21 protein-coding genes are annotated in these 21946 nt (G+C 52.7%); 10 read left to right on the top strand and 11 right to left on the bottom strand.

Features of this window, described 5'->3' with window-relative positions; all coding sequences use genetic code 11:
• Positions 1 to 61: 61 nt before the first annotated feature.
• The 7 genes from ABDW36_RS05030 to ABDW36_RS05000 form a co-directional block, all read right to left on the bottom strand.
• Positions 62 to 3106, bottom strand: coding sequence for a PQQ-dependent sugar dehydrogenase (locus ABDW36_RS05030; protein ID WP_343700782.1), 3045 nt, complete (start codon positions 3104 to 3106; stop codon positions 62 to 64).
• Positions 3107 to 3353: 247 nt separating this feature from the next.
• Entirely contained in the window at positions 3354 to 3812 is a 459-nt protein-coding gene (rpiB, locus tag ABDW36_RS05025; protein WP_343700781.1) for a ribose 5-phosphate isomerase B, read from the bottom strand.
• Between the two features lie 44 nt (positions 3813 to 3856).
• On the bottom strand, positions 3857 to 4702 hold the full coding sequence (tatC, locus tag ABDW36_RS05020) for a twin-arginine translocase subunit TatC (protein WP_343700780.1): 846 nt from the start codon (positions 4700 to 4702) through the stop codon (positions 3857 to 3859).
• 620 nt (positions 4703 to 5322) lie between these two features.
• On the bottom strand, positions 5323 to 6591 hold the full coding sequence (locus ABDW36_RS05015; RefSeq protein ID WP_343700779.1) for a hemolysin family protein: 1269 nt from the start codon (positions 6589 to 6591) through the stop codon (positions 5323 to 5325).
• A gap of 54 nt (positions 6592 to 6645) precedes the next feature.
• Positions 6646 to 7215, bottom strand: a complete 570-nt coding sequence (gene gmk / locus ABDW36_RS05010; protein WP_343700778.1) for a guanylate kinase — start codon at positions 7213 to 7215, stop codon at positions 6646 to 6648.
• 8 nt (positions 7216 to 7223) lie between these two features.
• Positions 7224 to 8534, bottom strand: a complete 1311-nt coding sequence (gene murA / locus ABDW36_RS05005; RefSeq protein ID WP_343700777.1) for a UDP-N-acetylglucosamine 1-carboxyvinyltransferase — start codon at positions 8532 to 8534, stop codon at positions 7224 to 7226.
• Positions 8531 to 9226 carry a DUF4290 domain-containing protein gene (locus ABDW36_RS05000; protein ID WP_343700776.1) on the bottom strand — a complete coding sequence of 232 codons (696 nt, stop codon included), beginning with the start codon at positions 9224 to 9226 and terminating at the stop codon, positions 8531 to 8533. The genes murA and ABDW36_RS05000 overlap by 4 nt, the downstream gene beginning before the upstream one ends.
• 171 nt (positions 9227 to 9397) lie before the next feature.
• Here ABDW36_RS05000 and ABDW36_RS04995 point away from each other — a divergent pair, with 171 nt between their 5' ends.
• Together ABDW36_RS04995 and ABDW36_RS04990 are read left to right on the top strand one after the other, a co-directional pair.
• Entirely contained in the window at positions 9398 to 10183 is a 786-nt protein-coding gene (locus ABDW36_RS04995) for an SDR family oxidoreductase (protein ID WP_343700775.1), read from the top strand.
• Positions 10184 to 10274: 91 nt separating this feature from the next.
• A complete protein-coding gene (locus tag ABDW36_RS04990; protein WP_343700774.1) occupies positions 10275 to 11318 on the top strand; it encodes a tryptophan 2,3-dioxygenase family protein in 1044 nt (347 codons plus the stop codon).
• 79 nt (positions 11319 to 11397) lie between these two features.
• Here ABDW36_RS04990 and ABDW36_RS04985 read toward each other — a convergent pair whose 3' ends face one another.
• The gene (locus ABDW36_RS04985) at positions 11398 to 11865 is read right to left on the bottom strand and encodes an Lrp/AsnC ligand binding domain-containing protein (protein ID WP_119077464.1); all 468 of its coding nucleotides are present in this window, start codon (positions 11863 to 11865) and stop codon (positions 11398 to 11400) included.
• 908 nt (positions 11866 to 12773) lie between these two features.
• Here ABDW36_RS04985 and trmB point away from each other — a divergent pair.
• Genes trmB through ABDW36_RS04950 form a run of 7 tightly spaced genes read left to right on the top strand, consistent with a single transcriptional unit; the run spans position 12774 to position 17936 of the window.
• Positions 12774 to 13484 carry a tRNA (guanosine(46)-N7)-methyltransferase TrmB gene (trmB, locus tag ABDW36_RS04980; RefSeq protein WP_343700773.1) on the top strand — a complete coding sequence of 237 codons (711 nt, stop codon included), beginning with the start codon at positions 12774 to 12776 and terminating at the stop codon, positions 13482 to 13484.
• Positions 13456 to 13662, top strand: coding sequence for a DUF5522 domain-containing protein (locus ABDW36_RS04975; protein ID WP_343700772.1), 207 nt, complete (start codon positions 13456 to 13458; stop codon positions 13660 to 13662). Before trmB ends, ABDW36_RS04975 begins: the two co-directional genes overlap by 29 nt.
• On the top strand, positions 13586 to 14323 hold the full coding sequence (locus tag ABDW36_RS04970) for an MGMT family protein (RefSeq protein ID WP_343700771.1): 738 nt from the start codon (positions 13586 to 13588) through the stop codon (positions 14321 to 14323). The genes ABDW36_RS04975 and ABDW36_RS04970 overlap by 77 nt, the downstream gene beginning before the upstream one ends.
• Before the next feature lie 47 nt (positions 14324 to 14370).
• The gene (locus tag ABDW36_RS04965; protein ID WP_343700770.1) at positions 14371 to 14814 is read left to right on the top strand and encodes an IPExxxVDY family protein; all 444 of its coding nucleotides are present in this window, start codon (positions 14371 to 14373) and stop codon (positions 14812 to 14814) included.
• Between the two features lie 33 nt (positions 14815 to 14847).
• A complete protein-coding gene (locus tag ABDW36_RS04960) occupies positions 14848 to 15087 on the top strand; it encodes a 4a-hydroxytetrahydrobiopterin dehydratase (protein WP_343700769.1) in 240 nt (79 codons plus the stop codon).
• Entirely contained in the window at positions 15074 to 17164 is a 2091-nt protein-coding gene (locus ABDW36_RS04955) for a histidine kinase (protein ID WP_343700768.1), read from the top strand. The genes ABDW36_RS04960 and ABDW36_RS04955 overlap by 14 nt, the downstream gene beginning before the upstream one ends.
• Before the next feature lie 25 nt (positions 17165 to 17189).
• The gene (locus tag ABDW36_RS04950; protein WP_343700767.1) at positions 17190 to 17936 is read left to right on the top strand and encodes a LytTR family DNA-binding domain-containing protein; all 747 of its coding nucleotides are present in this window, start codon (positions 17190 to 17192) and stop codon (positions 17934 to 17936) included.
• 3 nt (positions 17937 to 17939) lie between these two features.
• On the opposite strand, the gene chrA is transcribed toward ABDW36_RS04950, so the two are convergent.
• The gene (gene chrA, locus ABDW36_RS04945; RefSeq protein WP_343700766.1) at positions 17940 to 19133 is read right to left on the bottom strand and encodes a chromate efflux transporter; all 1194 of its coding nucleotides are present in this window, start codon (positions 19131 to 19133) and stop codon (positions 17940 to 17942) included.
• A 180-nt stretch (positions 19134 to 19313) separates the two neighbouring features.
• Here chrA and ABDW36_RS04940 point away from each other — a divergent pair, with 180 nt between their 5' ends.
• Positions 19314 to 20372, top strand: a complete 1059-nt coding sequence (locus ABDW36_RS04940) for an alpha/beta hydrolase (protein ID WP_343700765.1) — start codon at positions 19314 to 19316, stop codon at positions 20370 to 20372.
• A gap of 9 nt (positions 20373 to 20381) precedes the next feature.
• Here the strand turns inward: ABDW36_RS04940 and ABDW36_RS04935 are convergent, their stop codons facing one another.
• Together ABDW36_RS04935 and ABDW36_RS04930 are read right to left on the bottom strand one after the other, a co-directional pair.
• Positions 20382 to 21338: a 2-oxoglutarate and iron-dependent oxygenase domain-containing protein gene (locus tag ABDW36_RS04935; RefSeq protein WP_343700764.1), complete on the bottom strand. Its 957-nt coding sequence runs from the start codon at positions 21336 to 21338 to the stop codon at positions 20382 to 20384.
• 54 nt (positions 21339 to 21392) lie between these two features.
• Positions 21393 to 21923 (bottom strand): biopolymer transporter ExbD, encoded by a 531-nt coding sequence (locus ABDW36_RS04930; protein ID WP_343700763.1) that lies wholly within the window; start codon positions 21921 to 21923, stop codon positions 21393 to 21395.
• Positions 21924 to 21946 lie beyond the last annotated feature (23 nt).

Raw genomic sequence — 21946 nt, 5'->3', positions numbered from 1 at the left:
AAAGAAATATGCCTGCCGTAGCGCAGCGGCTGCCGGGAAACAACAAAAAAGCCGCCGTGCGCTACCGGTGGTCGAAGTAGAGCCGGTCAAGGTGCAGCAGCGGCTTATCTGCCGCGCCGGTAAATACCAGGTATAACGGGTGCATGCCGGGCAAGCTGCTCACGGGCACGGTTATTTCCTGCCACTCCTTCATACCGCCGGGCACTGTTGCCCTGGCCACCTCCGGGCCGTTGGCCGCGTCAATATGGAACGCAATAGTGCCGCCTTCCAGCCCTTTCACCCTGCACTTTATATGTTTGATGCCGTTCAGGTCAATGTCGTTAAACCGGGCGTAGCTGTTGTTGCGCACGTTGGCGGCAAAGGTCAGGAATTGAGTAGTGATGGTGCTGGTCTTCACATTGCCTTCGTCAAAATCTTCCGCTTCTATCAGCTGGTTGCGCAGCAGCAGGTAAGTACTGCCGCTGAGTGGCGGCACGCCGTTGGCCCCCTTGTCTGTATACCGTGCGTTCAGCAGGTAACGGCCTTCCGGACTTTTGCCGATGTGCTCCTTCAGCACCAGCGTGCCTGTGGCGGGCAATGCGGCAGGCTGTTCCGACAGGGAAAGAATGTACTGCACTATGGCCAGCGCGTCTGCCGGTTGCATGTCTGGGTGGGCAGACATTTCCCGTGTGCCCCAGTTGCCGCTGCCGCCCTTGATGATTTTGCCGGCAAGTGTTTGCGCCACTTCATGCCCCTTGCCTGCATAGCGCTCCGCCACCGCGGTGTAAGCCGGGCCAATGGAGGCGTCTTTCATGGAATGGCAGGCCTTGCAATCAAGGGAGTTCAGCAACTGCTGGCCGGCCAGGTGCTTTACATTTCCGGTACCGCCCTGGGCCAGTACTACAGCCGCATCACGACCGTCAGGCAGGAAGCCGAAGGAGATCTGCAGCTGATCAGGACTGATCACTTTATCTTCCGCGTCTGTTACCGCTACCTGGTATTCAAGCGGAGCATTGTCCCAATAAAAAGTACGGTTGGCGGGTGTTTGTATTTTCACTACCGGCGGGGTGTTACCTACATTCAGCTGGAGCGTTGCGCGGCCTTCGCCGCCTTTTCCATCCTTTACGGCAAGAGCAACAGCATACACGCCAGGTTTGTCAAAAGTATGGGTGGCGGTTTCTCCTTCTGCCGTCTGCTCTCCTATTTTCCACTGGAACGAAAGTTTGTCCCCTTTATCAAAATCACGCGAGCCGGCCGCGGAAAGCTGCACCGTAAGCGGGGCGGCGCCGTTCAGCCGGTCTGCGCTGATGGCGGCCACGGGGTCACGGTTGCCTTCCTTGAAGGTGATGCGCACCAGCTTGGAATTGGTGTTTTTGGAGAACCAGTTGGAACCGTATTCCAGCACATACAGGGAGCCATCCGGCGCAAACTGTACATCTACGGGCGCTTCAAATTTGATATGCGGCAAAAACGGCTCCATGCGCAGGTAATTACCTTTCTCATCAAAGGTGATGAACATCATCCAGCCGCGTATCCATTCATAGATCAGCAGTTTGCCGTTGTAGTAGGGAGAAAGGCGGTAGGGCGCCTTTTCAAACGCTTTGCTGTAGAATACCGGGCCGGCCATGGCGCTGGCCCCGCCTTTGCCCACCAGCGGAAAATAACGGGAGGCGCTCTTGCCGTACCAGATCATGGCGGGCTGTGCCGGGGGCAGCTCCTGCAGGCCGGTATTGTTGGGAGAAACGTTCAGCGGGCGCGCGGGATCTTTTTTAGGCCGCAATTCTTTGTTGGCGTAGTTGTACAACGGGAAGGCCTGGTTGTTGCCCAGGAAGTAGGGCCAGCCGTAAAAGCCGGGCTGCTTTGCCTGGTTAATTTCATCATAGCTCATCAGCTCTCCGTCTTCCCCGCGTATTTTGGTATCTGGCCCTACGTCTCCCCAATAGAGATAGCCTGTTTCTGCGTCTATGCTGAAGCGGTAAGGGTTGCGGCTGCCCATTACATAAATTTCAGGGCGGCCTTTGGAACCGTCTTTCGGGAAGAGGTTGCCGTCTGGTATGCTGTAGGTGCCGTTGGGCTCCGGCCTGATGCGCAGTATTTTTCCGCGCAGGTCGTCGGTATTGGCGGATGTGGCCTGCACGTCAGACAAGTGGCGGCCGGGCCTTTCATCTACCGGTGTATAACCGTCTGTTTCCTCTGCATTGGTGTTGTCTCCGGTGGAGAGGTAGAGCAGCCCTTTGGTATCGAACTTCAGGTAACCGGCGGAATGGCAGCAATAGCGCCGCTGGGTAGGCACTTCCAGCAATATCTTTTCCGAGGCCTGCTGCAGGTTGCCGTCTTTCAGCTCAAATCGGGAGAGACGGTTGATGGCTTTCTCACCGGGCACGGCGTAATAGAAATATATGTAGTGGTTCTTTTCATAACCGGGGTCTGGCGTCATGCCCAGCAGCCCGTCCTCAATGCCGCTGAATACGCTGAAGCTGGCAATGGTCTTTACCTGGCCGGAGGTATGGTCATATAGCTTCACAGCGCCCTTGCGTTCTATGAACAACACGTCTCCCCCCGGCAGCACCGCCATTTCCATGGGCTCGTCAAAACCTTGCGCCAGCACGGTGCGGGTGTAGCGCGCGCTGTCAGGCACAGGGAGCGTTGTGGCCCGGCGCATGTCCGGCCGGCCGGCGGCCGTCCATGCTTCATTCAATTGCTGTTCACTGACCGGTTGCGGTAAAACATATACGGTACCGTTATCTTGCCGGCGGGCGCCGGTAACTGTATCCAGCGCCTGCAGCCATGGGTAGCCCGGCAGCGCCAGCGCGGTGTCTTTGATGGCCAGCAGCCCGCCGCCCGCTTCCAGGTAGCGTTTCAGCTCAGGTACGGCTATATGGTTGAGCCCGTTCAATGCTGAAACGGGCATGCATACCAGGTTGAACATGGCCAGGGAATCTGTTTGCAGATAGGCGGCATTGCCTGTTACAACGGCGGTGTAACCGTGGCTGGCAGCTATGCGGGTCAACTGTGCGGCCAGCGTGTCTTCCGGCTGATGGGCGTAATACAGCATTTTCTTTTTGGGGCCTGAACATGAGGCTAGTAACACCAGCAATACAACCGGCAGCAAATAGTTCCGTAGCATTTTATCTGTTTTTCTTTTGCCAGAACAGGTCCAGCCATCAGGTAATGACATGCCTTTCCCGTGGGCCTGCGGCCATTGGCAGGCGGACATGAACGTGTTTCTGGTTATTGTAAATATTACTGGAGGGTAACCGAAAAATGCGAATTAAAATTTAATAAAGCAAGTTTCTATTTTAATTTATTTTAAAAACAGAACGGGCCGCATCACTTAAACGATGCGGCCCGTTCAGGTAATTTTTTCTGATGTATCAGCTACAAGCTATTTTGCTTACGCGGTTCATGTGGCGGCCACCTTCAAAGGGCGTTTCCCCGAAGATGTCTACCATTTCCTTTGCGGTGGCGGTATCTACAAACCTGGCCGGAATGCAGAGCACGTTGGCGTTGTTGTGGCTGCGTGCCAGGCGGGCCAGCTCGTCTCCCCAGCAAATGGCGGCGCGGATGCCCTGGTGTTTGTTGGCCGTAATGGCCACACCGTTAGCGCTGCCGCATATGAGAATGCCGTAGGCATATCCGCCTGATTCCACCGCGTTGGCTACGGGATGCGCAAAGTCAGGATAATCTACCGAATCAACGGAATGGGTGCCAAAATCTTCTACCTGCAGTCCTTTCCCTTCCAGGTAAGAGATCACCTCTTCCTTGTACGCAAACCCTGCGTGATCAGATCCGATGGCCACGGGCAATGCAAGATCAAAAGTTGTTTGTTCCATACCCTACAGTTTATATTGGTTAAGCAATGTGCTGTTTGCTGTTATCAGGACCATTCTTCCGCTTCCGCTTTTTCCTGCTCGCGGTATACCTTGGCGGAAATAAAGATACTGATCTCGTACAGCAGGTATAAAGGTACGAAAACCAGCAATTGGTCTAACACGTCCGGCGGGGTGATAACAGCCGCCAGTATGAGTATCACCACTACCGCATGCCGCCGGTAGGTACGCATGAACATGGGCGTGAGCAGGCCAAGTTTGGTGAGGAAGTAAACCAGGATGGGCATTTCGAAGAGAACGCCCATGCCCAGTATGATCTGGGACATCAGCCCGAAATAATCGTCAATGAAAAATTCGTTTTTGATCACCTCAGACACGGTGTAGCTGGCCAGGAAGTTGATCATGAAAGGGGCAATGAGGAAATAGCTGAAAGCGATGCCCATCAGGAACTGCAGGCTCACCCAGAAAATAACGCCTTTGGAGCCCTTGGCTTCGTTCTCTTTCAGGGCGGGACGAATAAAACGCCAGAATTCGTAGATCACGTAAGGGAAGGCGCCTATAATACCCAATATGAAAGCAAGTTTGAACTGCAGCATGATCTGCCCGGCCATCTTGTAGTTCTGGAACTTTATTTCCGGCGGGGTGATGCACATTTTGTCTCCCAGCCCCAGCGCATGGCTGGCGCTGCACAACCAGCGGTAAGTAGGAAAATCCGGTTGGGTGGGACCGAAAATTACGTTGGTCAGTATCCAGTCCGTAAACACAAACCCGAGAATGCTCACTGCAACAATTGCGAAGGCAGACCTTACCAGGTGCCAGCGCAGCTCTTCCAGGTGGTCAAAAAACGACATCTCTGCCTTGTCCTCATTGCTCGAGAATAACTTCTTTAACATGCTATATGATGAATCAGGAGCACAAATATAATACGTGCACAGTGAATAGAAAATGTAAAAAACGGGTGTAAGGTAAAACAAAAAAGAAGAGGAACGGGGAGTATTTGCGGTAGAGGGCAAAAAAAAGAGCCAGCCCGAGAAGAATCAAGAGCCGGCCTTTCATCCATTGTTTGTTAACCCCAAAAAAGTTGAATTCGAGAATGTCTTTTTTCGCTACTGTTCAAGCAATAACTTACTCTTTTAATGGCAAGCTATCAGATTTAAGTTACAACCCTCACAGCGCTTTTAAATTTCTAAAACAAAAATAGAAAGAAATATCGTATTATCAATGTTACAACAAAGTTTTTTACAACCTTTTAACAAAAATCAAATTATTGTGTTACGTTAAGCCTACACTGTTAATTCAATTCGTGTTAATTTACTACTACTCTGTTTCAGAACGATTTTGTGACTGCTGTATTACGTTTTTGTATAATTACTAAACGAAATTATTCTTAATTTATTGTATCTCAGCCTTTAATTATGTTTTTATGGCTGAAACTGAACCGGCTTTCCCGGTTGCCTTTCCGGGGAAAAAATCCCCGTATCTTCTTTTACAGCAATTTTCGCGCCGAAACCCACTAATTCAATATTTTCATTTTGACCATTTCTATTCTCGTATCCGTAACATTTAGAATGTCAAACTCGTAATCATCTATAATGATCCGCTCTTTCAGCCGCGGAATGGTCTCGTAATGGGAAATGATGTAACCGGAAAGGGTCTCGCTTTCATCTTCCGGGAAATCGAAGCCGTATTTCTCGTTGAGATAGTCCAGCTCCAGCCGTCCGGAAAAAATGTATTCCTTCTCGGCAATCTGTTTTTCCACGAACTCTTCCACATCGTGCTCATCCTTGATATCCCCGAAGATCTCTTCCAGCACGTCTTCAATGGTCACAATGCCCGCCGTTCCCCCGAACTCGTCTACCACCCAGGCAATGCTCCGGCGCTCCTTGTTGAACTTGCTGAGCAGGTCTATGGCGCTCATGGTTTCGGGCACGGCCAGGATGGGATGTATCACAGAGCGGATGTCTGCCGGGTTTTTGAACATGTCCAGCTGGTGAACATAACCCAGGATGTTGTCTATGTTCTGCTCATAAATGATGATCTTGGACAGCTTGGTGCTGATGAACTTCTCCCGCGCCTGTTCAATGGTGCTGCCGATGTCAAGCGCTTCTATCTCTTTCCTGGGAATGAGGCAGCCGCGTATTTTCACGTGTACCAGGCTGAGCGCGTTCTCAAACAGCTCCGTGTTCAGCTCCTGCGAGTCTCCCAGGTGCTGCTGGCTCTGGCGGATGAAGTGCTCCACGTCTACCCTGGCAAAAGAGCTTTTATTGTCAATGATGCGTACGTTAAAAAGATATTTCAGCATCCATTCGGAAATGGATTCCATCATATTGCCCAGCACGTACAGCGGTTTGGACAGTACGGAAATAGGCAGGGCAAAAAAGCCGAGCATGGCCTCCGGCCTTGAGCGGAAGATGCTGCGGGGAATAAAGAACCCGAAAAAGAGGATAATAAGCGTGGCGGCTATGATCTCCACAAACAGGGAGATGGCCACGTACTGCGCCATTTCGTTCTCCGTCCAGACAGATGCCCAGAGGGAATCCAGCCAGCCGGCCACCAGCATGCTGTACACCACAATAGACAGCGTGAGGCCAATGAGGCTGGAGGCCAGGAAACGGGCCGGCTGCTCGTTAAAGCCCGCCAGTATTTTGCCCGTAGCGCGGCCCTGCTTTTTTTTCAACTCTATACTCAACCTGTTCACATTGGCAAAAGCAGTTTCCATGCCGGCAAAGAAGCCCGCCACAAGGATTACTATAACCAGTAAAACAATCGTATAAACATCCATCTAAACAAAGATATGAAATTCGGGGAAGCCGCCAACCCCGTCGTAATATAACGGTCAGCCGGCCAAAAAGTTCTCCACCAGGGCTTTTACTTCCCCGTATGCCTTCTCCAGCTCTTCGTTCACCACAATGTGGTCAAACTGCCGGGCAAAAGACAGTTCGTAACGGGCTTTGCCCAGCCGCTCCTCCAGGGAGGCCTGGGTTTCGGTGCCTCTTTCGCTGAGGCGTACCCGCAGCGCGTCCAGGGAAGGGGGTTGTATGAAGATGGTGAGCGCCTCCTGGTGGTATTTCTCCTTGATGGAAAGGGCGCCTTTCACGTCAATGTCTACCATGGGGTACTGGTCATTCTCCCAGATGCGCTCCAGCTCGCTTTTGAGCGTGCCGTAGTATTTGCCGGCGTACACCATTTCGTACTCTGCAAACTCGTTGTTTTCGATGCGCTGCTGAAATTCTTCCGGGCTGAGGAAGTAATAGTCTTTTCCGTGGGTTTCCCCCACCCGCGGGCTGCGGGTGGCGGCGGAAATAGAAAAGGCCAGCTGCGGCATTTCGCCCAGCAGTTTTTTAACAATAGTGGTTTTACCGGCCCCGGAGGGTGCGGTAACAATAATGATCTTGTGTGCTGCCATTATAAAATTTACACGCGCTTGATGTCTGCTCCCAGGTTGCGCAGGCGGTCGTCAATATACTGATAGCCGCGGTCAATCTGGTCTATGTTATGGATGGTGCTTTTGCCCTCTGCGCTCAGCGCGGCAATCAGCAGGGATACGCCGGCCCGGATGTCAGGGCTGCTCATGGTAATGCCCCTGAGCTTGTGCTGCCGGCCCAGGCCTATTACGGCCGCGCGGTGCGGGTCACAGAGAATGATCTGCGCGCCCATGTCTATGAGCTTGTCTACAAAGAACAGGCGGCTCTCGAACATTTTCTGGTGTACCATCACACTGCCTTTGGCCTGCGTGGCCACTACCAGCACAATGCTGAGCAGGTCTGGCGTAAAGCCGGGCCAGGGGTGGTCTGAAATAGTTAAAATAGAGCCGTCTATGAAGGTCTGTATCTCGTAGCTGTCTTGCTGCGGAATATAAATATCGTCTCCCCTGAACTCCATCTGGATGCCCAGCAGGCGGAACTTTTCGGGAATGATGCCCAGGTGCTGTATGCCGGCGTTCTTGATGGTGATCTCGCTCTGCGTCATGGCGGCCAGGCCAATGAAAGAGCCGATCTCTATCATGTCAGGCAGCATGGCGTGGGTGCAGCCGCCCAGGGCGCTCACGCCTTCTATTGTCAAGAGGTTGGAACCAATGCCGCTGATCTTTGCGCCCATGCTGGTGAGCATTTTGCAAAGCTGCTGCAGGTAAGGTTCGCAGGCGGCATTGTAAATAGTAGTAGTGCCCTGCGCCAGCACGGCGGCCATTACAATATTGGCCGTACCGGTTACGGAAGGCTCGTCCAGCAGCATGTAGGTGCCTTTCAGCCCGCCGTTGGATTCAAGGCGGAAATAATTATCGTCCGTATCGTAAACAAAGGTGGCGCCCAGTTTCTCAAAACCTATCACATGCGTATCCAGCCGGCGGCGGCCAATTTTATCGCCACCCGGCTTGGGAATGTACGCCTTGCCGAAACGGGCCAGCAGCGGGCCGGCCATCATAACGGAGCCGCGCAGGCGGCCAGATTTCTTTTTGAATTCGGGGCTTTCCAGGTAGGCCATGTCTATGTCATCTGCCTGAAACTCGCAGCTGGCGCGACTGGTGCGGTTCACTTTCACACCTATATCGCCCATCAGTTCAATCAGCAGATTTACATCCACTATGTCAGGAATATTGTTGATGGTCACTTTGCCGGGGGTCAGCAATACCGCGCTGATGATCTGTAGTGCTTCGTTCTTTGCTCCCTGCGGTATAATATCTCCTTTCAGACGGTTTCCGCCTCTTACTTCGAAAACGCTGCTCACTTGTTCCTGTTTTTGTATTTGTGTTTATTTTTCCCGGAGCCGCTGCCGCCGCCCTGTTTGAATTTGTTTTGCTGATAGGCCTTGCGTTTGCCGCTGCCGGCCGCGTTGCCGGTGCGGAACTGCTGATCTCCCCCCTGGAGGTTAAAACCGGCGGAAGATGAAGGGGCGCCGGCGCCCGGCATGTATTGCAGCTTGCCGTCTGTAATAATGGCCAGCTCTGATTTTACGGCATCATCATGCACACTTTCCTTGTGCCAGTTGCCGTAAGCCAGCTTCATGTAGTTGCCTATTACCTGGGTAAAACCCTCTTTCATTTCAGGGTCTTTTTCTTTCAGCGCTTTATCTATCACCATTTCCAGGTTTTTGCCGAAGTGGCGGTAGCGCGGGTATTTTTTAGGGTAGGGCAGCCTGTCTGGCTTGCTGCGCAGCGTTTCCCGCGTGGGGATGGGGTACGGGGAATCCACATCCAGCTTGAAATCAGACACCAGGAACAGGTGGTCCCACAGCTTGTGGCGGAAATCTTCCACGTTGCGCAGGTGCGGCTGCAGGGTGCCCATCAGCTCAATAACGGCCATTACCTGCTGCTGCCGGTGCTCCCGGTCTTTGATGGTCAATATGTACTCGATCATGCGCTGGACATTTCTTCCATACTCCCGCATGATCAAATGGTTACGTGCGGTATTATATTCCATTGTAGTAATTTAAAGGTATTATGCTTGATTACCAGCCATTCATACGCGAAGTAACGCCAGGCGCCTTGGTGCGGAACAGCTTCAGGTGAAGTCAACTTCTGCAAACCTAATGAAAAATATTTATAAAACATGGCAGCGCCCCGTGAGCGCCCGATTCCTTAATTTTACGGCATGAACCTTTCACTGACAGGCAAAACCGCCGTTGTTTGCGGCGCATCCCAGGGGCTGGGCCTGGCGTCTGCCCGGGAACTGGCCCTGCTGGGCGCCTCCTGCATACTGCTGGCCCGCAACGAAAAGGCGCTGGAAGCGGCCGCCGCTTCCCTTGACGCCAGCCAGGGGCAGCAGCATAACTACTACACGGTAGACTTTACCCGGCCGGAAAAAGTGAAAGCCACCATAGCCGCCATTACAGACGAGCAGATCGTGAACATACTGGTCAACAACACCGGCGGCCCCTCTTCCGGGCCCATACTGGCGGCTGAAGGCGGCGCGTTTGCCAAGGCCTTTGAAATGCATGTGATCTGCAACCAGCTGCTGGCCCAGGCCGTAGTGCCGGGCATGAAGGCCAGCGGCTACGGGCGTATTATACAGATCATCTCCACTTCCGTAAAAGTGCCCATCAAAAACCTGGGCGTTTCCAATACCGTCCGCGCCGCCGTGGCCAACTGGGCTAAAACGATGGCGGGCGAACTGGCGCCCTTCGGCATTACCGTGAACAACGTGCTGCCCGGCAGCATGAGCACAGACCGGCTGAGCGCCCTGTTCAGCGCCACTGCCGAGGCCCGCGGCGTACCGGCAAAAACGGTGGAAGAAGAATGGCGGCAGGAAATACCGATGCAGCGGTTCGGAGACCCGGCTGAATTTGGCGCCGCCGTGGCCTTCCTGGCATCTCCCGCCGCAGGGTACATCACCGGCATCAACCTGCCGGTAGACGGCGGTAAAACACCCAGCTTGTGAACATCTGGAAAAATATCATCAAAAGCCCCACCTGAGGCCGGCCGCTTGTACCGGACAATGAATTGTTTTCTCTACCCAACCTCTTTTTCAGATGAATACCAACGTGCAATACGGTGATTACCTGCAATTGGACAAGATCCTCAATGCGCAGTTTCCCGAAAGCGACAAACACCAGCAGCCCGCGCATGACGAAATGCTGTTCATAGTGATCCACCAGGCCTATGAGCTGTGGTTCAAACAACTGTTATATGAAACGGGATCTGTAGCAGACATTCTTAAAAAACCGGTGAACGACAACTCGCCGGAACTGCAAACCATTGTACACCGCCTTTCCCGCATGGTGACCATCCTGAAGCTGCTGGTGCAGCAGATAGACGTAATGGAAACCATGACGCCCATGGATTTTCTTGACTTCAGGGACATGCTGCGGCCCGCCTCCGGGTTTCAGAGCTGGCAGTTCAAAGTGCTGGAAGCCAGGCTGGGCCTGCAATACGGGCAACGGTTCGGGCAGGAGTATTATATCTCTCAATTGCAGCAGGATAAAATAGACATTATACGCCGCGCGGAAAACGAAAAATCTATCCTGACGCTCGTCAATGAATGGCTGGAGAGGATGCCGTTCTTCGATGAGCCCGCCAACTGGGCAAATTACGAGGCGGAGCTGGAGACTGATGCGTCAGGCACGCATATTTTCTGGCGCCATTACCGGCAGGTGTACCAGCACAGCCTGGCCGAAGCGGAACAAAACAACCTGGCGCAATTTGATGCCGTGTTCGGGGATGAGGCGAGCGCATCTGTTTCCCGCCAGCTCTCTCCCAAAGCCTGCCGCGCGGCCCTGTTCATTATGCTCTACAGGGGCTACCCCTTGCTGCAGCTGCCTTTCCAGTTGCTGAACAGCCTGCTGGAAACAGACGAGCAGCTCAGCACCTGGCGCTACCGGCATATGAGCATGGTACACAGGATGATAGGCTCCCGCATAGGTACAGGCGGCAGTACCGGCCGCGATTACCTGAAAGGTGCGCTGGACAAGCATTACATCTTTGCGGATGTAGCCAGGCTTACCAGTTTTTTGATTGAACGGAGAAAACTGCCAGCCTTAAGTGCTGAAATGGGAAGAAGGCTGGGCTTTACCTGATGAGATACGGGTTGAACAGCAAAAAGGACTACGGCCGCCGTGGCCCTTTTTGCTTTTATTGCGTATAAAACCGGGAGGTTTACTCTACCACGTTGATGGTGCGGGTAAAACTTTCTTCCAGGGAAATGAATGTTTCGGTGCGTTCTATGCCTTTGATCTTCTGCAGCTCATCGTGCAGTACACGGCGCAGGGAGGAAATGTCTTTGCAGATAATTTCGGCAAACATGCTCCAGCCACCGGTGGTATAGTTCAGCCGCACTATCTCTGGCATTTTGCGTAATTCTTTGGCTACAGCATCGTACATGGAGCTTTTTTCGAGGAAAATGCCGATAAAAGCGATGACATCGTAGCCGATCATTTTTAAATCTACGTGTAATCTTGTACCTTTAACAATACCAAGCTCCTGCAGTTTTTTCATACGAACGTGGATAGTTCCCCCTGAAACAAAGAGTTTCTTCCCCAGGTCTGCGTATGAGATTTCCGCGTTAGACATCATCTCGCTGATGATCTGGAGGTCCAGTTTGTCAATATTCAAATTGTGGCTCATTTTGACAAATTGTTTTTGAATGTTTTAAACTTACATGCAAATATTTAAAAAATATCGAAATTTCCAAAATTCTTCTTAAAATATTTGCAAAAAATACCCCCTCTCTTTAGATTTGCATCATAATCGTTGAAAACAAGCCGCTCCCGGAAGCAGGCAAACGCTTGAAAGAAGCAGATTTCTGGCCGGGCGCTCCAACTTTGTGGGGTGATGGAATTGGCAGACATGCCCTCTCGTCTCGGGGGTGAGGATCACGGGATAAACGTAGCGTAATGGGTTGACCACTAATCTTCTTTGTGCTATGGCTAACTGCCTCGTGTAGGTTCGAATCCTACTCCTACAGCTTTAAAATGGGCTGACCGTTACAACGGTCAGCCCATTTTCGTTTCAGACGGCCGGAAGAGCCCGGTTAATGCCTGGCCAAGCATGCTTCACCGGGGCCATTACCGCCCTGCTTTACCCTGTAATTCGCTATTGCCTCCAGGTTTTGTTCCGTTTATTTCTCCGGAACAGGCAGTTACGCCCAAACAAACGCAAACTTGCAGCTGCATAGCCCGCATCCCGGGCCTTTACCCTGTCTACACCCTGTTCTCACCCTGCTTTCACTGCGTAAACAGGGTGTAGACAGGGTGAGAACAGGGTCAAGGCAGGGTAAAAACCGGTTTAAAAGGGCCTGATTACCCGGTAGGCTACTGACATCCTGTTGACAATCCTTCGGTGATCCTTCGGTTGCGTTCGGTGCTGGTACGGGTTTGAGGGTGTTTAACCGAAGGTTGACCGAAGGACCACCGAAGGATCACCGAAGAATAACCGATTTGACGAGGGCCCTTCGAAGGTGGCAGTACCAGAATCTGGTGCCGGACCACGTTTTTTTAGCCCGGCAGGGAACAATTTTATAATTTTGCCGCCTCATGGGACAAAAGAAATTACAACGGTTTGCAGAGATAGAAACTTTTCCGAACGTGCTGATCTACCCGCAGAACATGCCGGGAGCCTGGGCCAGGCACTTCGGCAACAGCCACCCGCTTACCCTGGAGCTGGCCTGCGGCAAGGGGGATTACACCCTGGGGCTGGCCCGGCGGTACCCTGAAGGCAACTTCCTGGGAGTAGACCTCAAGGGCAACCGCATCTGGCGCGGGGCCAAAACGGCCTTAACGGAAAAACTGCCGAACGTTGCCTTTTTGCGCACCCAGATAGAAAAACTGACGGATTACTTTGCCCCGCAGGAAGTGAGCAACATCTGGATCACCTTTCCAGACCCCTTCCTGCGCAAGTCCAAAGCCCGCAAACGCCTCACTCACCCCAGGTTCCTGGCGCTTTACCAGCAGATACTGGCGCCCGGCGGCGCCATTCACCTGAAAACGGACTCCGCGGAGCTGTATCATTTTTCGCAATATGTAATAGCGGCCACCGGCTGTACCCTGCTGGAAGACATTCCTGACGTATACGCCCTGGACCCCGTGCCAGACCTGCTGCGTATCCAGACGTATTACGAAGGCATGCACCTGGCAGACGGCAGAACCATCCGTTTCCTTAAATTTACACTGCCCGCGGAACCCATCAACTGGCGGGCTTTTAAACCGGAACCGGAAGATGAGGCAGCCGCTGAAGGAGAACATTGATTTTTATTACAATGAGCAGGGTTACGTTGTGCTCACCGAAAAATACCACCGCCAGCGGGGGTATTGCTGCGGAAATGGTTGCCTGCACTGTCCTTTTGATTATGAGAACGTCCCCGAAAATAAAAGAGACCAGCTCCTCAGCGCCCGCAAAGAACGCAGGGAGCAAGGCGGGCAGTAACTTCATGGAAGTGGTGTACCGCATTGTACGCCGTATACCCAAAGGCCGCGCCACCAGCTACGGCGCCATTGCGGAAGCCTCCGGCATACGGCTTACCGCCCGCATGGTGGGCTGGGCCATGAACGCCGCCGGCCGCGCCAAACCGCCGGTACCGGCCCACCGCGTGGTAAACAGCAAAGGCGAGCTTTCCGGAAGAGCATTTTTTGCCACCCCGACATTGATGCAGGAACTGCTGGAGCAGGAAGGGGTAAGGGTAAAAAATGACAGGATCGAAGATTTTGAGAAGGTGTTCTGGGACCCGGCGGGCAAACAAAGCAAGACAGCGGTAAAACCGGCCACAGGCAAAGCGGCTTCAAAAGCAAAAGCCCCGAAGGCAAATGCCGGAAAAACAGCTGCCGCCAAACAGGCCGCAACCAGGGTTGGCATTGCAAAACCAAAAGCCGCCCTGAAGGCAAATGCCGCAAAGACAGCCGCCGCAAAACCGGCCGCAACCAACGCCGGCACTGCAAAAGCGAAAGCCCTGAAACCAACCGCCGGCAAAAAACGCCCGTCAAAATCCGCTGCCCCTTCGGCCAAACCGGCAAAAGTCACGCAGCGCGCCAAACCCGGCCCTGCAAAACAAAAACCTGCCCCATCCCCCCCAACCAAAAAACCGCGGTAGAAGCCGCATAGTTTAAATACCTTTACGAAAGCATTTTTCTTTCCGTTATGTCCGTATTAAAGCTCAAGCTGGACCAGGAACAACTGGTGGAAGATTTTTTCGAGGACACCTGGCTGGCCGGTATTATTTCCCAGGCCAAGGATTACCAGCTTTGCTGGCAGATCAACAAACACCTGGGGTACGATTTCCGGGTCAACAACTCCCTGGAGATCAATCTCACCAAACAGCGCCGCGCTTTCTATTTTACAGTGTTCGAATATGAGGAGCTTACAAAGTCCGCCGCGCACTACCTGTACAACAACCACTGCAAAGCGGAATTTCTGCTGCCGGAGCTGAAGCATGTAGACTACATCTGGCTCATCAAAGGCAATTATTACCAGGACGCTGACGTGAAGAACCTGATTGAACAATGCCGGAAAGTAGAACTTATCCAATTGGTATCTTTGCTGGATATGAAAGATATCCGGAACAAGATCAACCTGATATTTTAAGCCATGCTTTAATTCCCCTCAAACTAATTGTATATGTGGCAGGAAAAAGATCATCAACTTCACCGGGCGTTCCGTTTCGCCGACTTTAAGGAAGCCTTCGCATTTATGACCAAGGTAGCCCTGGTAGCTGAAAAAATGGACCATCATCCCACCTGGACCAATACCTATAACCAGGTTGATATTTACCTCTCCACGCACAGTGCGGGCAATGTGGTAACGGAAAAAGACCACCGGCTGGCGGCGGCCATCGATAAATTGCATGAACCTTCTTAACAACCAGGTAATTGTGAACCGTCTCCTTGTTACATTCCTGTTGTTTTGTTGTGCCCTGCGCCCCACCGGCCAAGCGTTTGCCCAGGATACGCTGGCCCTGGACTTTACTGCGCCGGTGGCCGGGCTGGACCTTCGCCCGCACCTGCAGCTATTCCGCGGCTCCCCCCACATTCAAACCCCTGCCCATATTCCCGCTGCATCTTTCCGGCAGGACACGTCCGCTTTTCACCCCCGCAAAAAAGCCCTGCACACCGTTAATGATCTCTGGCTGCGCCTTACCGTTAAAAACACCGGCCCTAAAACCGCCACCCTTTATTTTTTTACCGGCTGGCACGATGAGCTGACCTGGTACCCACCCGCTCCGCAGGCCCCGGTGGCTACGGGATTGATGACAGACCGCGGCAACGTGAACCGCTGGGACCACTTTGCCTTTCCGGTCCAGCTGGCGCCCGGCCAGGCAGGTACTTTTTACCTCCACGTAATAAACCGCTTTTACCGGGAAAATAATTTTATGCCCGTGCTGTTTGACGCGGTGAACTACGCAGAGTTCCGCCAGCAGCAGGCAGACCACTACAAATCAGAAGTGCTGGTGATACAATTGCTGCTGGGCATGCTGCTGGTGCTGCTGGCCATCACCATTATCAACTACACCCAGTTGCCAGACCGTTCTTCGCTTTATTTTGCCGGCTACCTGCTGGGGCTGATCGTTTTCTTTGCCCTCCGCCTGGAAACCAAACCCTTCCAGCTGTCTTTCTTCCATTTCTGCCCCATGTTCAAGTATTATTGGGACGTGCCGGCCATGCTGTTTTGTTTCTACCTGATGTACATGCTTTTCGGCAACATGTTCCTGAGCCTGCGGGAGCGTTACCCGCTGATGGAGAAGATCTACCGCTACGGCGCCGTGGTAACCGGCATCTTGATAGCGGTCTGCATTGCCCTGATTGCCATGGGCCACTACCAGGCGCCGGCCACTATCTACACGGTGGTGTACTACACCACTTTCATCCCGCTCGTCATTTCCTTTATTGCCCTGGCCCGCCGTACGCGGCATCACCCGCTGGTGCGCTTTTTCCTGTTCGGCTCTCTCTGCCTTTTCCTGCTTTCACTATACGCATTCCTGACCAATACGGAGCCGGTGGGCTTTACGCCGCTGCCGGAGCTGGTGGCGCCGTACAATGTGCTGGTGCTGGGCGTTTTATTGCACGTGCTGTTTTTTGCCGCCGGCCTCAGCTACCGCAACAAACTGGTACACCAGGAAAAAACCAAAACGCAGGAAATGCTCATCAAACAGCTCAACAAAAACAAGGACCTCCAGCGCAAGCTCAATGTACAACTGGAGGAGCTGGTGAAAGAGCAGACCACGGAAATACTGCGGAAAAAAATGGAGCTGGAAGAACAGCGCAAGCTGCAGCTGGATATAGAGTACGGCAAAAAACTGGCGGAAATAGAACTGAAGGCCATCCGCGCCCAGATCAACCCCCACTTCATTTTCAACTGCCTCAACTCCATCCAGCTTTTTGTGATGCAACGGGACTTTGAACATGCACAGCGCTACCTTTCAGATTTCTCGTACCTGATCCGGAAAACGCTGGACTTTTCCAGGCGGAATTTTATTTCCCTGGCTGACGAAATTACCTATTTAAATACCTATCTTGGATTGGAAAAAATGCGGTTTGAGCAGAAGATGAGCTACGAAATAGTGGTAGACCCCACCATTGCCGCCGCAGAGCTGGAAGTACCGGCCATGTTGCTGCAACCCTACGTGGAGAATGCCGTCAAACATGGCATGAATAATGATGAAAGAGTTACCGGCCTGCTGGTCATCAATTTCAGAATGATAGCCTCAGACATGCTGGAATGTGTAATAGAAGACAATGGCATAGGTATAGAACGCTCCAGGGCGCTGCGTTCGCTGCCGCCCCACCACCAGTCTTCCGGCATGGAAATAAGCCTCAACCGGGCAGAGCTGCTGAACAAAATGTATAACACGGACATCCAGATAGAAATAATAGATAAATCAAGAAAACAGGCCAACAATAGCGGAACCATCATTAGAATACTTATACCCCAGTTATAGTTGCCTGCTCAATTATAAAACACTTATGATCCGCGCTGTAATTATAGACGATGAACGGAACAGCAGGGATATCATCTCCCTGATGCTGGGCAAGTACTGCCCCGAAATTGAAGCAGTAGGCATGGCCGCCAACTGCAGGGAAGGCATAGAACAGATCCGCATGCACCAGCCCCAGCTGGTTTTCCTTGACCTCGAAATGCCTGACGGCACCGGCTTTGACGTGCTGGCCGGAGCGTATGACGCGTCTTTTGAGGCCATATTTGTGACCGCCTTCGAAAAACGTTTTCTGCATACCATCCGCCTGAGCGAAGTGGAGCTGATACTGAAGCCCATAGACAAGGAAAGCCTGCTGCAGGCCGTGGGCACGGTGGTACAACGTATAGGGCAGGAGCGCCATCATGACCGGTATGAGGTATTGCTCCGTAATTTCGGCAAACCCGCCGGTGAAGTGCGCCAGCTGGTATTGCCCGCAACCGGCGGGCCCGAAGCAATTGTAGGGGTGGAAGATATCCTTTACCTGGAAGGGCAGGCAGACAAAACCGTGTTTTACCTGCAAGACGGGCGCACATTACCTTCGGCCCGCACGTTCCGCTACTACACAGAGTTGTTTGCGCCGATGCGTTTTTACCAGATCAATAATACGCATATGGTACAGGTGCCGCATATTCAGCAAATAGACCCGACCGGCAATAAGGTCCAAATGCAAAACTACAGCCTCGATGTAACGGAGCGCCGCATGCGGGAGCTGCTGGCATTGTGGAAACAGGGCTGAGAGCTACATCAGCCAGCCGGCCAGTATGCAGGCAATTACGATAAAGGGAGAAGGCAGGCGTGTGAGGTACAGCAGGCTTAGCGTAACCAGCATAATGAGCACGTTGTACCAGGTAACCTGTATGGAAAAGAAGAGGATGAATGTAGCGGCCCACATAATGCCCACCACTACGGCGTTGATGCCTTCCAGCGCCCGGTAGATCATTACATGTTTTTTCAGGTTGTTCCAGATAGGGAAGAAAAACAGCACCAGCAGCAAACTGGGCAGAAAAATGGCTATAGGCGCCAGGATGCAGCCCAGGAACTGGGCGCCGGGCCCCAGGTTGCGCATGACCATGCCCCCCACGTAGGCAGACACGGAAAAGGTGGGGCCGGGCATGGCCCGCATGATGCCCGCCCCGGTCAGCAGCTCTTCCGCCGTCATGAAAGTAGACTTGGCGCGAAATACATACTGCTCCAGCATCATGGCTATCAGAATGTCCCCGCCGCCAAACACCAGGCTGCCGAAACGGTAAAAGTTCTCGAAGAGGTTGAATGGCCGCCGCGAGATCCAGTTATTGGTACGCGCCAGCTCTGATAAAAAGCCCGCCAGTATGAACAGCAGGGCAAACAGCCAGAGGTTTCCCCACTGTATCTTTTTGGGCTTTTCGTCAATATCGGGGATACGCTTGTTACTGAAGTTGGAAATGATGCCGCCCAGGATGATGAGGGCGGGGAACGTCCACGGAGACTTGAGGAAATAGCTGGCCAGCATGGCTACCAGCATAATAACGAGCGTGGCGGTGCTGCGGATGCTGATCTGGTAGGCCTTGATGCCGCCGTAGGCCAGGAAGCCCACCGCCATCGGCTGTACGTACTTGAAAATGTCTACCTGCAGGGCCCGCTTGTCAAAGTATTGCAGTAAAAAACTGAGGGAGCCCATGAGCAGGCAGGCAGGCGTAACCCAGATCATGAGGGTCGCCACGGCCAGCATTACACCACCCCGTTTATACCCTATCAGGGTGAGCGTTTGGGACGATGAGGCGCCCGGCAGCAACTGGCAGAAGGCGTTATACTCCATCAGCTCCTGCTCTGTTACGTCTTTCCGCTGTTGCACAAAAGTTTTCATCATCATGGCCAGGTGGCCCTGTGGTCCACCAAAAGCGGTGATGCTGTGCAACAATACGGCCCTCAGAAATGAAATGTGACGTAAAAACACTATAGGTCTGGATAAAAGCTGCCCAATTTCCAGTAAAGTAATGAAATTTTCAAATTCTATCCTATAGCCTGTTTTTCAGCCGCTTGCAACAAGGCATGGAACTTGCATTAAAAACAGCGGTAGGCACCAACAAACGCCTTCGTTTAGGCGTTAAAGAAAAACAGCTCAACGGTAAATTCTATGAAGCGATTTTTGACGGCCATTTTTCTGATGGCGGGTATTACGGTGGCGCAGGCGCAGGGCCAGTCTGCTCCCTACAATAGCAATGAGCACTGGTCGGAATTCCTCCTCCAGCCGGAAACCATTAAACCCCAAACCCAAAGCGATACCTGCCTCGTTTTTGTCAGCAACCGGTATATTCACCCTGACAGTCTCCGGTTTGTAGACGAGTACATAGACACTACCTCCCTCAAATATTTTTTTCTGCAGAAAGCCGGCGGCAAATGGAACGTATACCAGGCTTCCTCACTGGGGGAAGCCATGGAGCACATGCCCCATGGAAAAGACATTGTGGTGTACGCCGAAGGCATGGGCAAAATTTTTACGGCCAACGTGGTGCGCGCCAAGCTGATGGCCGCACAATACAATGTGAACGTGATCATGTTCGATTATGCCAGCATCAACAATACCTATAAACCCTCCAAAAATTTCAAGTTCGCCCGGCACAATGCCAAGCTTTCCGCCGGGCAGTACCTGCAGCTCATGCAGGAACTGCAACAGGCCAGGGCTGCCAATGCGCCATGGATGGAGGGAGCAAGGCTTACCACATTTTACCACAGTATGGGTAATATCATACTCGAACAAATGGTGCAGCATCACAACATCAGCAGCCTCAACGAAATGCCGTTCATAGATAACCTGGTGATCAATGCCGCTTGCGTACCACAGAAGGGGCATGCGGAATGGGTAGAAAAGATAGGCTTTGCCAAACAGGTATACATACACTACAACCGTTCAGACCTGCAGTTGAAAGGCGCCCACCTGCTGATGCTGAAAAAACAGCTGGGAGAAAAAGTGAAAAGCCGCAACCGTGCGTCTAACGCCGTATATGTGAACTTTCACGACATGGTGGGCTGGCAGCACAGCTATTTTATGAACTTCCCCAAAAATGAGTTCAGGCTAACGCCCGCCATGGTGGCTTATTTCTCAAGAATTTTCAACGGGCAGGAAGTGACCCGCAACGAGGCCATCAGCCTGCTGGACGCCGGCGGGGAAACCGCCGGCCACACCCACCTCTGATCAACAGCTTTATTTTTTCAGGCCTATTTCCCGCAACCGCTCGTCAAGGTACTCTCCGGCCGTAATGGGCGGATAGTCTGCCGGGTGCTGCGCATCTACCGTAGCTGGCAGGCAGGTGAGGTCCATGCTGGATTTGGGATGCAGGAAAAAAGGGATACTGAAACGGGAAGTTCCCCACATTTCCCGCGGAGGGTTTACGACGCGGTGGGTGGTAGATTTCAGTTTGTTATTGGTCAGGCGCTGCAGCATATCCCCCACGTTCACCACGATCTGGTCTGGCAACGAAGTAACCGGCACCCAGTTGCCCTGTTTGTCCAGCACCTGCAAACCGTCTGCAGAAGCGCCTACCAGCAGGGTAATGAGGTTAATGTCTTCATGCTGTTCGGCGCGTATGGCAGACTTGGGCTCCTGTATAATGGGCGGGTAGTGTATGGCTCTCAGAATAGAATTGCCGTTGTGTATCTTGTTGTCAAAGTAATGCTCGTCAAGGCCCAGGTACAGCGCTATGGCCTGCAGCAGGGCGCTGCCTGATTTTTCAAAAGCGCGGTAGGCTTGGAAGAGGGTGGGCGTGAACTGCGGCACTTCCTTTACCTGCACGTTTTCCGGGTATTCAGAGCGCACCGGGTCACCATCTTCCACCGTCTGGCCAAACTGGAAAAACTCCTTCAGGTCCGGCGCATCAAAACCCTTGGCATGTTCTTTCCCGAAAGACGTGTAGCCACGCTGCCCTGCCAGGGAAGGTATTTCGTAATTACGCTTGGCATCCGGCGGCAGTTTGAAGAATTCCTGCACATACCGGTAAAGGTCTGCTATCAGCTGATCTGGTATGCCGTGGTTCTTTACGGCAACAAAACCTACATCTTCATATGCTTTCCCCAGCTGCTCTACAAAAGCCGCCTTGCGGGCGGGGTTGCCGGAGGTGAACTCCGCCAGGTCTACGGAAGGAATGGAATTAACGGTAGCCATATAGTGGTGTTTTGGAATACTAAAGGTAAGGGAAAAACACCTTCCTGCCGTTGCCTATTCCCCCAACAAGGCCAGCTCTTCCGGGGTGATGTCTGTAATGGCGTAACGGGCTACCCGGTTAATCTTCATTTCATCAAGCGCATCTACCACGCTGCGGTAGCGGGCGCTTTTAGCCGCCTTGATCATCACCACCAGCTGGTCTGCGTCCCCTGTGGCGCGGGCTACCTTTTGCTGTTTGGCGCGTATCACTTCACCAATGCCATTGTGTACAGCAAAGTTGCTGGCATATAGCACGGGCGGGTGTTGCGCATCCTGGCCCTGCCCGTCATACCAGGAAATACGGTCGTTATCATGTATCAGCAGCGTGAGGGCCTTGCTGTCACCTACCGGCGTAGGCGGCCCGTCTGCCGGCATTACCAGCGGCATGGCGCCGGGTTTGGTTAACACGGTGGTCAGCATAAAAAATGTGATGAGTAAAAAACCAAGGTCTACCATTGGCGTCATATCTACCCTGGTAGATAATTTCTTGCTGCGCCTGCCGCCGCGCTGGCGGCCACTTTCAGAGGAGGTGTCCATTTCTGCCATAGCTGTACGTTTTAAAGGTGGTA

The organism is Chitinophaga sp. (assembly GCF_039596455.1).
Classification (GTDB): Bacteria; Bacteroidota; Bacteroidia; order Chitinophagales; family Chitinophagaceae; genus Chitinophaga.
The sequence above is the reverse complement of the archived record's forward strand: the minus strand, read 5'-3'. Positions and strand labels throughout refer to the sequence as shown.